At 72.8% G+C, this 14,039-nt stretch carries 13 protein-coding genes; 8 read left to right on the plus strand and 5 right to left on the minus strand.

All coding sequences use genetic code 11. From position 1 onward, the window contains the following. Positions 1–5 precede the first annotated feature (5 nt). Together ACQPZO_RS00275 and ACQPZO_RS00280 are read left to right on the plus strand one after the other, a co-directional pair. A complete protein-coding gene (locus tag ACQPZO_RS00275; RefSeq protein ID WP_433345925.1) occupies positions 6–2,855 on the plus strand; it encodes a hypothetical protein in 2,850 nt (949 codons plus the stop codon). A gap of 70 nt (positions 2,856–2,925) precedes the next feature. Beyond that, entirely contained in the window at positions 2,926–3,549 is a 624-nt protein-coding gene (locus ACQPZO_RS00280; RefSeq protein WP_433345927.1) for a TetR/AcrR family transcriptional regulator, read from the plus strand. A gap of 80 nt (positions 3,550–3,629) precedes the next feature. On the opposite strand, the gene ACQPZO_RS00285 is transcribed toward ACQPZO_RS00280, so the two are convergent. From ACQPZO_RS00285 to ACQPZO_RS00295, 3 genes are all read right to left on the minus strand, one after another. After that, the gene (locus ACQPZO_RS00285) at positions 3,630–3,893 is read right to left on the minus strand and encodes a hypothetical protein (RefSeq protein ID WP_433345930.1); all 264 of its coding nucleotides are present in this window, start codon (positions 3,891–3,893) and stop codon (positions 3,630–3,632) included. Beyond that, on the minus strand, positions 3,893–4,171 hold the full coding sequence (locus ACQPZO_RS00290) for a hypothetical protein (RefSeq protein WP_433345932.1): 279 nt from the start codon (positions 4,169–4,171) through the stop codon (positions 3,893–3,895). Before ACQPZO_RS00290 ends, ACQPZO_RS00285 begins: the two co-directional genes overlap by 1 nt. A 65-nt stretch (positions 4,172–4,236) precedes the next feature. Further along, positions 4,237–4,509: a hypothetical protein gene (locus tag ACQPZO_RS00295; protein WP_433345934.1), complete on the minus strand. Its 273-nt coding sequence runs from the start codon at positions 4,507–4,509 to the stop codon at positions 4,237–4,239. Between the two features lie 216 nt (positions 4,510–4,725). Between ACQPZO_RS00295 and ACQPZO_RS00300 the strand changes: the two genes are divergently transcribed. The 3 genes from ACQPZO_RS00300 (at position 4,726) to ACQPZO_RS00310 (ending at position 7,567) form a co-directional block, all read left to right on the plus strand. Continuing rightward, a complete protein-coding gene (locus ACQPZO_RS00300; RefSeq protein WP_433345936.1) occupies positions 4,726–5,496 on the plus strand; it encodes a DUF5753 domain-containing protein in 771 nt (256 codons plus the stop codon). Beyond that, positions 5,493–5,678: a DUF397 domain-containing protein gene (locus ACQPZO_RS00305; protein WP_433345937.1), complete on the plus strand. Its 186-nt coding sequence runs from the start codon at positions 5,493–5,495 to the stop codon at positions 5,676–5,678. The genes ACQPZO_RS00300 and ACQPZO_RS00305 overlap by 4 nt, the downstream gene beginning before the upstream one ends. Positions 5,679–6,229: 551 nt before the next feature. Then, complete coding sequence (locus tag ACQPZO_RS00310; protein WP_433345939.1) at positions 6,230–7,567, plus strand: acetyl-CoA carboxylase biotin carboxylase subunit; 1,338 nt, start codon at positions 6,230–6,232, stop codon at positions 7,565–7,567. 142 nt (positions 7,568–7,709) lie between these two features. Here the strand turns inward: ACQPZO_RS00310 and ACQPZO_RS00315 are convergent, their stop codons facing one another. Further along, the gene (locus tag ACQPZO_RS00315; protein ID WP_433345941.1) at positions 7,710–8,231 is read right to left on the minus strand and encodes a hypothetical protein; all 522 of its coding nucleotides are present in this window, start codon (positions 8,229–8,231) and stop codon (positions 7,710–7,712) included. A gap of 68 nt (positions 8,232–8,299) precedes the next feature. Continuing rightward, positions 8,300–9,208 (minus strand): hypothetical protein, encoded by a 909-nt coding sequence (locus tag ACQPZO_RS00320; RefSeq protein WP_433345943.1) that lies wholly within the window; start codon positions 9,206–9,208, stop codon positions 8,300–8,302. A gap of 801 nt (positions 9,209–10,009) precedes the next feature. Between ACQPZO_RS00320 and ACQPZO_RS00325 the strand changes: the two genes are divergently transcribed. The 3 genes from ACQPZO_RS00325 (at position 10,010) to ACQPZO_RS00335 (ending at position 14,005) form a co-directional block, all read left to right on the plus strand. Then, the gene (locus ACQPZO_RS00325; protein WP_405116586.1) at positions 10,010–10,921 is read left to right on the plus strand and encodes a hydroxymethylglutaryl-CoA lyase; all 912 of its coding nucleotides are present in this window, start codon (positions 10,010–10,012) and stop codon (positions 10,919–10,921) included. 292 nt (positions 10,922–11,213) lie between these two features. Further along, positions 11,214–12,746: an acyl-CoA carboxylase subunit beta gene (locus tag ACQPZO_RS00330; protein WP_433345945.1), complete on the plus strand. Its 1,533-nt coding sequence runs from the start codon at positions 11,214–11,216 to the stop codon at positions 12,744–12,746. Positions 12,747–12,850: 104 nt separating this feature from the next. Next, positions 12,851–14,005 carry an acyl-CoA dehydrogenase family protein gene (locus ACQPZO_RS00335; RefSeq protein WP_433345948.1) on the plus strand — a complete coding sequence of 385 codons (1,155 nt, stop codon included), beginning with the start codon at positions 12,851–12,853 and terminating at the stop codon, positions 14,003–14,005. Positions 14,006–14,039 lie beyond the last annotated feature (34 nt).

Genomic DNA, 14,039 nt, shown 5'->3' on the forward strand with positions numbered 1-14,039 from the left:
CCGCGATGAGCGAGGACGACCTGTGGCGGATGCTGCACGGGACCACCGAAATGCCGTACGGGGCGGGGCGGACGGCCGCCCTGGAGCAGTTGCTGCGCCGGGCCGACGCCGGGGACGACCGGCACCTGGCGTTCGCCGTCCGGATGCAGGCCACCACCGGGTACGTCTACGGCGGTGAGGCGGGCAAGTCCTTCGTCACCTTCTCCTGGTGCCTGGCCGAGTTCGACCGGGATCCGCAGCCGTACCACCAGGGCTACGCCCACCAGCTTCTCTGGCACTTCAAGTACATGGTCAACGCCATGCTGAAGTTCCCCGAGCTGCCGCTGGACCGCACGTACGCGGTGCTCGACGACATGGAGCGTCGGTACCGGGACGCCGGGCACAGCCTCCAGGCCGTGCACAAGCACCGCTACCTGGTCGCCGACCACGTGGGCGACGCCGAGGCCGCCGAGCGGTGGTACCGGGAGTGGCTGACCGCCCCGCGCGACGAGCTGTCCGACTGTGCCGGCTGCGACCCCACCACCCAGGTCGCCCACCTCGCCCACGTCGGCCGGCACGACGAGGCGGTGGCGCTGGCCGAGCCGGTGCTCGCCGGCCGGCTGACCTGCACGGAACAGCCGCAGGCGATCCTCACCGCGCTGCTCGTGCCGTACCTGCGCACGGGGCGGGGCGACGCGGCCCGGGACGCGCACCGGGAGGCGTACCGGCGGCTGCGGGGCAACCTGTCGGACCTGTGGGACATCGGGGACCACGTCGAGTTCTGCACGCTGACCGGCAACGAGGCCCGGGCCGTGGAGATCGTCGAGCGGCACCTGGACTGGCTGGACCGGGCACCCACCCCGGCCGCCGCGATGCACTTCGCGGCGGCGGCCGCCGCCGCGCTGCGCCGGGCCGCCGGGGCCGGCGACGTCACGCTGCACCGTCGGGCGGCCGGCGACCGGCCGGCGGGTGAGGTGTCCGCCGCCGCGCTGGCCGCCGAGCTGACCGAGACGGCGACGGCGCTGGCCGCCCGGTTCGACGCCCGCAACAGCACCTCGCACCAGTCGGAGCGGATCGCCCGGCGGCTGGCCACCGGGCCCGCCGGGGAGCACCTGCCGCTCTCGGCCAGCCTGCGCCGCAGCCCGACCGATCCGACCCGGTCCCCGCACCCCGCGGTGCCCCCGGCCGAGGAGCCGGCCGTCCCGGCCGACGCCACCGCCGACGAGCTGCTCGACCTGGCCGACGAGTGCCTGCGCACCCACCGCCGGTCGGGGCTGATCGCCGCGCTGGCCGCGTACGACGAGCGGTTCGGCGCCGCCGAGGCGTCGCCCCGGACGGCGGCCCGCCGGCTGGAGCTGCGGGCGGGCGAGCTGACCGAGACCGACGGCCCGGAGGCGGCGCGGGACGCGAGCCGGGCGGCGCTGGCCGCGTACCGGGAGCTGGGCGACCAGGTCCGGGCGCAGGTGGTGGCCGGCCGGCTCGGGGTGCTGCTCTGCATGAGCGGGGAGGCCGAGGAGGGGCTGGCGCTGGTCCGGGAGGCCGCCGACTTCCTCGCCGCGCACGCCGACGCCCGGGAGCGGGCCGCCGCGCACGACCGGCTCGCGCTGGCGCTGGCGCACCTCGAACGCTGGGCCGAGGCGCTGGCCGCCGCGGACCGGGCCGCCGCCGAGGCGTACGACGATCCGTGGTTGGCCGCCCGGGCGGCGTTGCACCGCGCGCACGTGCTGGAGGAGCTGGACCGGCCCGAGGAGTTCCGGGCGGCGGCCGGGAAGGCCCGCCGGCTGGCCCGGGAGGTGGGCGTCGGCGAGCTGGTCACCGCAGCCGCGCTCGCGTACGCCCGGGCGGTGGACGACACCGCCGAGACGGTGGCGGCCTGCGACGAGGCGCTGCGCACCGCCCCACCGGGCGCCCGGCTCCCGGTCCGGGTGTTCCGGGCCCGGGCGCTGCTGGCCGCGGAGCGGGCGGCCGAGGCGGTGGAGGACTTCGCCGAGGCGGTGACCCTCTGCGTGGAACAGGGCGCCGACGGGGACGCCTTCCTGCGCTGGGAGCTGGCGAACGCGTACCGGATCGCCGGGCGGCCCGCCGAGGCGGCCGAGGTGGCCGAGGAGGCGGTGCTCGGGCTGGACCGGCTCGGGGCCCAAGCCGAGGCGGACCGCTGCCGGCATCTGCTGGTCGGGATCTACGTCGACCTGGGCGAGCTGGAACCGGCGCTGGCCCTGCTGGCCCTGCTGGCCCGCAACCTCGATGGGCCGGACAACCTGCCGCACCGGGCGCAGGTTCTGGAGGAGGCCGGAGGCCTGCTCTACGACGCCGACCGGGACGCGTTGGCGGGGCAGCGGTTCGCCGAGGCCGCGACGGCGTACCGGCTGGCCGGGGCCCCGGTCGACGAGCTGCGCGCCCGTCGCCGCGAGGTGGACGCGCTGTTCTGGGCGGGCGACGGGCCGGCGGCGGTCCGCGCGGTCGAGGTCTGCGACGGGCTCGCGACCGCGCTGACCGGTCAGCCGGAGCAACCGCCGGTGGTGACGTACGAGGTGGCGCTGGCCGCCGAGGCGGCGGCCCGGGTGCTGGCCGGCGCCGGCCGAACGGACGAGGCGCTGGACCGGTTGGCCGGGATCCCGGCCCGGCTGCGGTCGATCGAGGCCTTCGGCGAGGCGGCCCGGGCGGAGCTGCTCACCGGCGAGACGCTGGCGCACGCCGGCCGACCCGGTGAGGCCGAGCCGCTGCTGCGCGAGGTGCTGGGCGGGCTGCCTCCCGGCTCCCGGTCGGCGGCCCGGGCCGCCTGGCTGCTGGCCGGGGCGCTCGACGAGCTGGGCCGCCCGGACGAGGCGGCGGCGGTCCGCGCAAAGCACGGGCTGACCGACGACGAGGAGGACTGACCGGGCCGGCGGAGGCGACCGCCGGGTAACCGAGCCCCACCCCGTCCGGGGGCGGGTCTAGGCTTGCCCGGTGAGCGTGGAGCAGCGGGCACGGGGGGCGGCGGGCGGCGTGACGGGTACGGGTCGGCGACGGTCCCGGCGGGACGAGATCCTGGAGATCGCGGTCGGGCTCTTCGCCGCGCGGGGCTATCACGGCGTGTCGATGGACGACATCGGCGCCGCCGCCGGCGTCACCGGTCCCGCCCTCTACCACCACTTCGCCGGCAAGGAGGCGATGCTGGTCGCCGCGCTGGTCCCGGTCAGCGAGGGGCTGCTCGACGGCGGGCGGGAGCGGGCCGCCGGCCACCCGGACGACCCGGGCGGCACGCTGGAGTCGCTGATCGACTTCCACGTCGAGTTCGCGCTCGCCAACCCGGCCGTGATCGCGCTTCACCTGCACGAGCTGGACCGGCTGCCGGAAGAGCCGCGTCGCCGCATCCGCCGGCTCCAGCGGCTGTACGTCGAGGAGTGGGTGACCGTGCTGACCGCGCTGCACCCGGGGCAGCCCGCCAGCGAGGCGCGGGTGCTGGCGCACGCGGCGTTCGGCCTGATGAACTCGACACCGTTCCTCGGCGGTGAGGTGGACCGGCGGCGCCGCGCCGCCCTGCTGCGCGCCGCCACCCTGGCCGCCCTGCTGACCGAGACGGCTGCCTGAGCCTGACACCGGGGAACTGCCTCGGCGCCCGCCCCGAACCACTCTCACGGGGGAAGGGGCGACAGGCCAGGGGTGGGCGGTCAGTGGCGCTCGGTGTGATGTGGGCGGGTCGGGGACAGCCAGCCGAGGAACCGGGCGTGCATCGCGGTTCTGTCGGGGCGGCCGCCGAGTCGGTACATGTCGTCCATGGCGTCGTGCATCATGGCGGCCAGGTAGAAGACGAGCGCGACGGTGTGGCCGTGGAACTCGGTGGTCAGGTCGAGCTGCGCCGGCGGGCAGGGCCACTGCGCGGCGCAGACCCGGCAGAGCCAGGCGGGCCGCATCGGCAGGTGTGGGCGGGGCATCAGGACACCCGGGTGGGATTGGCACTCCGGACAGGCGCGGCTTGCCGTGGGGCCGCGGCGAGCCGGTGCAGCCCCTCGCGCAGCACGAACAGCTCGCGCTTTGCGACGGCGTCGCCTGCGGCGTTCAGCTCGTACGCCTCGATCCACGTCCAGCCGTGGTACGTGTGCTGGTTCTTCATCTCGCGGATGACCCGTATGGTGATCGGCTTGACGAACTGCGGGCTCGCGGCACGGGTCAGGTGCAGTACGTCGCCCGGGTGGATCGGTCGGGCGGTCACCGTTGCCTCCCGAGGCCCCGTACCCGTAGCGCGACCGCCCCGCGCTTCGCGTGGGTTTCGGTACCTCACCGCCGGCCACCGTTTCCGCGCATCACCTGCGCCGGGGTCAGCGATTCACCGGCTATCTCCCACCTGACCCGGGCCGTCGCGTCGTTGCGCGGGCCCCGGTACGGCGGGGTCAACGGGCCGATCAGCGGCGGGTCGTACGGGACCGGGTCCCGGGGCGGCGGGGCCGGCCTCGGCTCACGCTTCGGTTCTTCTTCGCCTGCGGGCACCGGACGCACCGCGTGCCGGCCCCGGCGGTCGTTGGCGCGGTGACGTCCTTCTCGGTTCGACACGGTGCTTCCCCTGTCCGTGGAGATTGGAGAGGGGGCCGCCCGCGCTTCGTGCGCAGGACCGACCGGGCGGCCCCCTCGACGAACGCGGGCCGGGGCGCACTCCTTGCCAGCCAACCCACGCCGTCCTGGAAATAACCTGCCGCATAGTGACCGGACGCAGACACAGCGTTAGGGTAGGACTCCGGTAAGTCCGGGACGTCCAACCAGGAGGTAAGGGTGAATCACGGACTGATAGCAGCCATGGTCGAGGCGGGTGAGACGGCCGACAGCCTCGCTGCCCAGGTAGGGGTGGATCCGAAGACGGCGCAGCGGTGGGTGAGCCTGGGCCGCATACCGAGACCGCTACGCCGCTCGCAGCTCGCGACGATCCTAGGGCGGGACGTAAAGGACCTGTGGCCGGACGTGCTGAAGCGCCGCGAACCGGTGTGGTTCCGGCCATGGGTCGAGCTTGAGCGCGAGGCGGTCGCGTTGCGGTGGTTCGAGCTGGCATGGGTCCCGGGCCTTTTCCAGACGGAGGCGTACGCGCGGGCAACGCTCGCAGGGGAGACGCTGACTCCCGAGGAGGTCAACGCGCTGGCGGCTGCGCGTATCGACCGACAAGCAATTCTCCACCGGTCCCGACCGCCACTCGTCGTCGTGGCGATCGACGAAGCGGTCCTGCGGCGGCCGGCGGTGCGCGACGACGGCGCGCTGATGCGTGAGCAGTGTGAGCACCTCGCCGCGTGTGCGGAGCTGCCCGGTGTGCAGGTCCACGTGGTACCGGCAGGCACCCCCATGTACTCCGGCATGGGCGGGCCGTTCATCCTGGCCGAGATGCCCGACGGGGTGCGGGTGGCGCACATGGACGGGCAGATCAATGCACAGATCATCACCGATCAGGTCGATATTGCTACCCTGGAACGGCGATGGGCGCGCATCGTAGGTGAAGCACTACCTCGGGTGACCTCTTTGGACCTCATCAAGAAGGCGGCAGCATCATGGACATGACCGGCGCCCAGTGGCGTAAGAGCACGAAGAGCGGCAACAACGGCGGGGCGTGCATCGAGGTCGCCGACAATCTGCCCGGCGTCGTCCTCGTCCGTGACACGAAGGACCGTGACGGCGGAGCCCTCTCCTTCTCGCCGGCCGCGTGGCGCGGCTTCGTCGACCTGGCGAAGAGCGTCGGCTGACCCCGCTCAACCCGCATGCCCTTCAACCCGCAGGCCCTCGGCATACGCCGGGGGTCTGGTTCGTTGCCGAAGCGGGACGACACGGGCGCGCTGCCGTGCGCATAGTGTTGGTCACCAGCGAAAGCCGATCGCCGTTCTGACGATGAGTGGAGATCGGGTAAATCTTGGAAGATTTCGGCCCCCGGAAGGGCCGGTTGCTTCCAAGATCTACCCGGTCCGGGATCCGGGGAACCGGTGCTGGCCCGGGTGGGCGGGCACGATCCGCTCGATCGTGCCCGGACCATGCCAGGGGTTCGCCGGGCTCGCCCGCTCAGGGAGCCGACCTGACAGCCCGGAGCGGGCGGGCCCTCACCCCGCGCGCCGAGCCGAGGCAGGTCGACTTCGACACCGGCCCTAGCGCCAGCAACGGCGAGGCACTGCGGCGGGACGTTGGGCGCGTCGTTGAGCGCCCTCCCTGAAACTCCCCCGCCACTACGGCGCTCGACTCGTGGGCAACGGGTCACTCGTGGTTTCCTTGCCTCCGTCCCACCCTATGGACGCTGGAGGAAAACATGATCGAGTCGCTGCTGGTCGCCAACCGGGGCGAGATCGCCCGCCGAATCATCCGTACCGCGAGGCGGCTCGGGATCCGCGCGATCGCGGTGCACTCGGAGGCCGACGCCGACCTGCCGTTCGTCACCGAGGCCGACGAGGCGGTCTGTGTCGGCCCGGCCAACCCGGCCCAGAGCTACCGCAACGTCGAGGCGATCCTCGCCGCCGCCAAGTCGACCGGCGCGCAGGCGATCCACCCCGGCTACGGCTTCCTTTCGGAGAACGCCGACTTCGCCCGTACCGTCGAGGCCGGCGGGCTGGTCTGGGTCGGGCCCGGCGCGGACGCGATCACCGCGATGGGCGACAAGATCAACGCTCGGAACCTGATGGCCGCGGCCGGGGTTCCGGTCGCGCCGGGCACCACCGACCCGGCGGCCGACGTGGACGCGGCGGTCGCCGCTGCCACCGAGATCGGCTACCCGGTGATGGTCAAGGCGGCGGCCGGCGGCGGCGGCATGGGCATGGGCGTGGCCACCGACGAGGCCGGGCTGCGCACCGAGTACGACAAGGTGCGCTCGTTCGCCGAGCGGATGTTCGGCGACGGCTCGGTGCTGATCGAGCGGTACTTCCCCCGGGTACGCCACGTCGAGGTGCAGATCCTCGGCCTGGCCGACGGCCGGGTGGTGGCGCTCGGCGAGCGGGAGTGCTCGGTGCAGCGGCGCAACCAGAAGCTGGTCGAGGAGTCCCCGTCCCCGGCGGTCTCGCCGGAGCTGCGCGAGCGCATCCTCGCCGCCGCGGTGCGCGCGGGCGAGGCGGTCGGCTACCGCAACGCCGGCACCGTCGAGTGCCTGCTCGACCCCGCCACACAGGAGTTCTTCTTCCTGGAGATGAACACCCGGCTTCAGGTGGAGCACCCGGTCACCGAGTACGTCTACGGCGTCGACCTGGTCGAGGAGCAGCTCCGGGTGGCCTCCGGCCTGGCCCCGACCTTCGACCCGGACGCGCTCGTCCCGCGCGGGCACGCCATCGAGCTGCGGATCAACGCCGAGGACCCGAAGCGGTTCCTGCCCGGCCCGGGCGTGATCAGGACCTGGAACGAGCCGACGGGCGAGGGGGTACGGGTCGACTCCGGTTACGTCGCCGGCAACACGGTGACCCCGTTCTACGACAGCCTGATGGCCAAGCTCATCGTCAGCGGCAGCGACCGGTCGGAGGCCGTCGAGCGGGCCCGGGCGGCCGTGGCGGCCTTCGAGATCGCCGGACCGAAGTGCAACCTCCCGTTCCACGCCGAGCTTCTGGAAAACGAGGAATTCCTCTCCGGCGACTACGACACCGGCATTGTCGGCCGGATGCGCTGAGTAGTCAGGTATCGGGCGGCGACGGTGCCCGCCCGGGTGGCCGGGAAGCGGTCGAGCCGGCCGGAGCCCTGCGCCCACGAGCGACCACGGTGCGCCTGGCGGGATCCGGACGAGGACGTTGACGACGTCCCGTCCGGACAGCTCAATGGCGGATCTTCCCGCGGCGCTCGGCGACCCAGAAGTCGCGCCCCTTCTGGGTGCCGAGCACGACGAACGTGAGCGCTGCTCCCACGGCGTACACCACCGCTCCCGGCCCCTCGTCCCATTCGAAGGCTGGGACGCTCGCGAGCAGCCATGCTCCTGCGGCCGAGAGCAGCAGGAGCCAGCCGAGGACGAGCCCGATGCGCTCCGCTGCGCGGCTCGCCGAGCGCTCGCCGGCGACGCAGAGGAAAATGAGCGTCGCGCCTGCGACCACGAGGAGACCGAGGAACACCACGGCGAAGAACCCGTCGGCCTTGCCGGCGGTGAATCCGATGGTCAGCAGGCTCTCGTCGTACAGCTTCTCCTTCTCCTCGAAGGCAGCGTACGGAAGCAACAGCCCGATGATGACCAGGCTGGCAGCAGTCAGTGACACGAGGTGCAGCAGGGTCGTCTCGAGCCGGCTGATCCGCTGGCGCATCTGTAACGCCTCGCGCCTCAAGTCCTCTTCTGCTGTGCCGTCCACGGCGCAGAGATTAGCAGCCATGCATGGATCTGAAGAGCCCGTGAGCGTAGCGAGGTGAGTACTCCTGATCATCCCCGACGGGCATCGCCGGGGGCGTGCGGGAGCGGGTCGACCTGGTACGTGGCGGGGAGCGGGCCGGAGGGGCGGGGCGTGGCCCACACCTGATCGAGCAGGGGCGACCGGTGCCGACCGGCCGGGGCGTCGTTGGTCGTGGCCGGGGTGGCAGGGGGTTTCCCGGCTGCGGGCGGGGCGGTGAATCGGCCGGGGTTCCAGCCCCCACGGGGCGCCCCGAGGGGCGGCACGGATGCCCGTTGCCGCGACACGTCCTCCGGCCGGGCCTCGCCACCGAGCGGGCGGTGCCGGGAGCCGTCCCGGACCGGCTGCCGGGCCGGCGTGCTGAGGGCGTGTCGTAGCAGATCGTTCTCTGCCTGGCTGGCGGCCAGCCGCTGCCGCAGCGAGGCGTTCTCGCGGAGCAGGTGGGCGATCGTGGTGCGGGTGCACTCGTCGGGCCGGTCGGTGTCCGCCTCCGGGTCGAGGGCGTCGGGGTGCGCCGGGTCGGCCGTTCGGTGGCCCGACGGCGGGCGCTCACCCCGGGCCGCCTCGTAGAGCCGTTCGAAGTGGCCGAGCGTGTCCTCCCGCTCGGCCACCGCGACGATGCACTCGACGACCAGGACGACGGTCTGCCACGGGGGCCCTTTCGTCTCGGCCGTGAAGTGCCGCGAGAGTCGCTTGCGCCAGGCGTCCCGGTCGCGGGCGGGCTTGTTCCGGCAGATCCGCTCGGCCAGCCTGCTCCAGGTGTCGACCGCCCCGATCCCCGGGCAGCCCTCGACGAGGTCGCGCACCGCCAGCCCGTACGCGGACACCGCCGTGGACCCGTACCGGGACTCGTACTCGTCAGCCAGTCGCTCACGCGAGACGAGCCAGTGCCGCCGATGCCATCCCCGGGGCGAGGGTGACGTGCTGGTGTCGGAGGTCATGGCCGGACCTTTCGCAGAGCTGCCTGACTCGGGAACCGTATTTGTACCCCTTCCGGTCGAACGACGGATACCTCGATCTGTGCTCACGGTCATTTTCTGGCCGGGTGGTTGTCCGGGTAGGACGGTCTGATTCCGGTCGGGAAGACCCGCTCGGACCTCCTACGACACAACCCTTGCGGCGGGCCCGCGACCGAGCCTCCACTTTGGCCGCCCGGCCGGGTTGCCGCCCGGCCAGAACGCCGTGCGGTCACCCGTGACCGGTCGTTGTTCCCGTCGTACGACCGGCTGCCGTCGAACTGCCTGGCGGCGTTTATCGGACGTGCATTTGCCGATGGAAATTCCATCGGTGCATCTTGCGTAAACCGGGATGGAGAAATGGGAAGAGGAAGAGCGAACAATGGCGTGCCTCCACGCCTCGACCGTCGTCGCCTGGCCCGGTGCCTGCGGTCGGTGTCCCTGTTCACGGAGGGGGCGATGGCGATGGCGCTGGCTCTGGGCGGGGAGGAGGCCATCGCCTGCGCCGGAGCTCTCTTGGCCGCGCTCCGCAGCGCCGCGGAACTCCTGGAAGGGCCCGCGCGGCGCTGACCCGGCCGCAGGCGCGGGGTGAGGGCGCGAGCCGGCGCGGGCTCCCTCGCCGGCTCGCCGTGCCCCGGCTTCGGCCTGGCGTCCGATGCCGGCCTTCTGGTTCCCTGGGGGGACCACCGGTCGGCCGGCGTCGGCCGTCGACCGCCTTCACGAGAGGCGGCGCGGCACGACGACACCCCGGCGACCCGATGTCACAGCGAGGTGACCATGAGCCAGATGCCAGCGGCGGTGTCGATCCGCGAGGTCGGGCCGCGCGACGGGCTCCAGAACGAGGAGCCGGTCCCGACCGAGGCCAAGGTGCGGCTGGTCGACGCGCTATCCCACACCGGGGTACGCCGGATCGAGGCGGTGTCGTTCGTGCACCCGAAGGCCATCCCGCAGATGGCCGACGCCGACGAGGTGTGGCAGCGGGTCGCGAAGGCCCCCGGGGTGCGCTACTCGGCGCTGGTGCCGAACACCCGGGGCGCGCAGCGCGCCCTCGCGGCCGGGTTCACCGAGATCGAGGTGGTGGTCTCGGCCAGCGACACGCACAACCGGCGCAACGTCAACCGGTCCACCGACGAGTCGCTCGACGACATCGCGGAGCTGATCGACCTGCTGCACGGCGCCGGGGCGACCGCCGAGGTGATCGTGGCGACCAGCTTCGGCTGCCCCTACGAGGGCGACGTGGACCCCCGGCGGGTCGCGGGCATCGTCGACCGGGTGGTCCGCGACGGCGCGGACCGGGTCGCGTTCGGCGACACCACGGGCATGGGTACGCCGCGTCGGGTCCGCGAGCTGCTGACCGCGGTACGCGACCGCAACGCCCACGTCCCCGTGCTGCTGCACTTCCACAACACCCGGGGCACCGCGCTGGCGAACCTGCTGACCGCCTTGGAACTCGGGATCACCGAGTTCGACGCCAGCGTCGGGGGCCTCGGTGGCTGCCCGTACGCCCCGGGGGCCAGCGGCAACCTGGCCACGGAGGAGGCGGTGCACATGCTGCACGACATGGGCATCGACACGGGAATCGACCTGGACGCCCTGATCGGGGCGGCGGAGCTCGCCGAGCGCCTGCTCGGCAAGAAGCTCCCCTCCGGCGTCCTCCGCGCCGGCCCCCGCACCCGCCTCGCCGCCCTGCCGGCCTGAGGCCCGCCCCGGGTCCTTCCGTCCTCTCGCCCCCCGGGCTGTTCGGGCCCGTCCCGCGACGCGGGCCCATAGCGACGAGGGCCCTATGGCGACGCGGGGCTGCGGGTCGATGCCGGGCCCCATGGCGACGCGGGGCCGCGGGTCGACGCGGGGCGGCGGCTGCGATCGGGCGGTGCCGTGGCGGGGCGGCGAGTCGCAGGTGGGTGGGGAATGCGTTAGCCTAACGATCGTTCAGGGGGTATGCCGCGCGGTCGTTGGCCGTGCGGCCGGGTCAGGCGGCGAGGGAGTCGGCGTGACGCTCGACGGTGAGGCACTGGGGCAGCTGCGCAAGCGCGCCCAGGCCGGCGGTGCGGACAAGTACCATGCGGCGAACGCCGCAAAGGGCAAGCTCTTCGCCCGCGAGCGGGTGGCGCTCCTGGTCGACGAGGGCTCCCTCGTCGAGGACGGCCTCTATGCCAACGCGCTGGCCGAGGGCCTGCCCGCCGACGGCGTGGTCACCGGCACCGCCACCATCGACGGCCGGCAGGTCTGCCTGATGGCCAACGACTCCACGGTCAAGGCCGGAAGCTGGGGCGCGCGTACCGTCGAGAAGATCATCCGGATCATCGAGCGGGCGTACTCGACCGGGGTGCCGATGGTCTACCTGGTCGACTCGGCCGGTGCCCGGATCACCGACCAGGTCGACCTGTTCCCCGGCCGGCGCGGCGCCGGGAAGATCTTCTGGAACCAGGTCCGCGCGTCCGGCTCGATTCCGCAGGTGTGCGCCCTGTTCGGGCCGAGCGCGGCCGGCGGGGCGTACATCCCGGCGTTCTGCGACGTGGTGGCGATGGTGGACGGCAACGCCAGCATGTACCTCGGCTCCGACCGGATGGTCGAGATGGTCACCGGGGAGAAGACCACCCTGGAGGCGATGGGCGGGGCCAAGGTGCACTGCGCCGAGTCGGGTGTCGGGCACTTTTTGTGCAAGACCGAGGCGGACGCGCTCGACGTGGTCCGCCGCTACCTGTCGTACCTGCCGGCGAACTGGACACAGCAGCCGCCGGCCGCCGAGGCACTGCCCGCCCCGGAGAAGGCCGACCTGGCCGCGCTCGTCCCGGCCAGCGAGCGGCAGGCGTTCGACATGCGCCGGTACGTCCGGGGCCTGCTCGACGACGGTTCCTTCTTCGAGATCCAGGCGCTCTGGGCCAGGGAGCTGACCATCGGCTTCGGCCGGCTCAACGGCGAGGTCGTCGGCGTGGTCGCCAACAACTCGATGTTCAAGGGCGGGGTGCTCTTCGTCGACTCGGCCGACAAGGCGACCCGGTTCGTGCAGCTCTGCGACGCGTTCAACGTGCCGCTGCTGTTCCTGTCCGACGTGCCCGGGTTCATGGTCGGCAGCGCGGTGGAGAAGCAGGGCATCATCCGGCACGGGGCGAAGATGATCACCGCGATCTCCGAGGCGACCGTACCCAAGATCTGCGTGGTGGTGCGCAAGGCGTACGGCGCGGGCCTGTACGCGATGGCCGGCCCCGGCTTCGAGCCGGACGCCACGATCGCCCTGCCCACCGCGAAGATCGCGGTGATGGGCGCGGAGGCCGCGGTCAACGCCGTCTACGCCAACAAGATCGCCGCCATCGCCGACGAGGCCGAGCGGGCCGCCTTCGTCGCCGCCAAGCGCGAGGAGTACGAGCGGGACATCGACATCGTCCGGCTCGCCAGCGAGCTGGTGGTCGACGCGATCGTCGAGCCGCACGAGCTGCGCGCCGAGCTGGTCCGCCGGTTCACCGCAGCCCGCACCAAGGACCGGCACTTCTCCCGCCGCCGGCACGGCGTCACCCCGGTCTGACCGCCCCCCACCCCAGGGGCACCGGCACCGCCACCGAGACCAAGGATCGTCCCACCCGTCAGCGTCACGAGCGCCCGGCGGAGGAACCCGTACAGGAGGAACCGATGGACTTCCGGCTCACCGACGAGCAAGAGGCGCTGCGGGAGAGCGTGCGGGACTTCGCCCGCGAGGCGGTCGCTCCGGTCATCGCCGAGCACTACGAGAAGCACACCTTCCCGTACGAGGTGGTCCGGCAGATGGGCAAGATGGGCCTGTTCGGCCTGCCCTTCCCGGAGGAGCACGGCGGGATGGGCGGCGACTACTTCGCGCTCTGCCTCGCCCTGGAGGAGCTGGCCCGGGTCGATTCCAGCGTGGCGATCACCCTGGAGGCGGCGGTCTCCCTCGGCGTGATGCCGATCTTCCGTTTCGGCACCGCCGAGCAGAAGGCGCGGTGGCTGCCGAAGCTGGTCAGCGGGGAGGCCCTCGCGGGCTTCGGCCTCACCGAGCCCGGCACCGGCTCCGACGCCGGTGGCACCCAGACCCGGGCCGTCCTGGACGAGTCCACCGACGAGTGGGTGATCAACGGCTCGAAGGCGTTCATCACCAACTCGGGCACCGACATCACCGCCCTGGTGACGGTCACCGCCGTCACCGGCATCCGGCCGGACGGCGCAAAGGAGCTGTCCACGATCATCGTCCCGTCCGGTACCCCTGGCTTCACGGTCGCCCCGGGCTACTCCAAGGTCGGCTGGAACGCCTCGGACACCCACGAGCTGACCTTCGACGACTGCCGGGTCCCGGCGGCCAACCTGCTCGGCGAGCGCGGCCGGGGCTTCGCCCAGTTCCTGCGCATCCTCGACGAGGGTCGGATCGCGATCGCAGCCCTCGCCGTCGGCCTCGCCCAGGGCTGCGTCGACGAGTCGCTGAAGTACGCGAAGGAGCGCCAGGCGTTCGGTCAGCCGATCGGCAACTACCAGGCCATCCAGTTCAAGATCGCCGATATGGAGCTGAAGGCGCACACCGCCCGCCTGGCGTACTACGACGCCGCCGCCCGAATGCTGGCCGGCGAGCCGTTCAAGCGGCAGGCGGCGATCGCCAAGCTGCACGCCAGCACGATCGCCGTGGACAACGCCCGCGAGGCTACCCAGATCCATGGCGGCTACGGCTTCATGAACGAGTACCCGGTGGCCCGGTTCTGGCGCGACTCGAAGATCCTGGAGATCGGCGAGGGCACCAGCGAGGTCCAGCGCATGATCATCGCCCGCGACCTCGGTCTCTGACCGGACGGGGGAGCGCGCTCGCCCCGCCCCGGCG

This window comes from Micromonospora sp. CA-111912, assembly GCF_050948415.1.
Classification (GTDB): domain Bacteria; phylum Actinomycetota; class Actinomycetes; order Mycobacteriales; family Micromonosporaceae; genus Micromonospora.

Bases quoted from the DNA above. Each gene is read 5' to 3' on its own strand.
- ACQPZO_RS00275 (WP_433345925.1), top strand. From the start codon at position 6: ATGAGCGAGGACGACCTGTGGCGGATGCTGCACGGGACCACCGAAATG.
- ACQPZO_RS00285 (WP_433345930.1), bottom strand. From the start codon at position 3,893: ATGCCCCGCCCACACCTGCCGATGCGGCCCGCCTGGCTCTGCCGGGTC.
- ACQPZO_RS00305 (WP_433345937.1), top strand. From the start codon at position 5,493: ATGACCGGCGCCCAGTGGCGTAAGAGCACGAAGAGCGGCAACAACGGC.
- ACQPZO_RS00310 (WP_433345939.1), top strand. From the start codon at position 6,230: ATGATCGAGTCGCTGCTGGTCGCCAACCGGGGCGAGATCGCCCGCCGA.
- ACQPZO_RS00320 (WP_433345943.1), bottom strand. From the start codon at position 9,208: ATGACCTCCGACACCAGCACGTCACCCTCGCCCCGGGGATGGCATCGG.
- ACQPZO_RS00325 (WP_405116586.1), top strand. From the start codon at position 10,010: ATGCCAGCGGCGGTGTCGATCCGCGAGGTCGGGCCGCGCGACGGGCTC.
- ACQPZO_RS00335 (WP_433345948.1), top strand. From the start codon at position 12,851: ATGGACTTCCGGCTCACCGACGAGCAAGAGGCGCTGCGGGAGAGCGTG.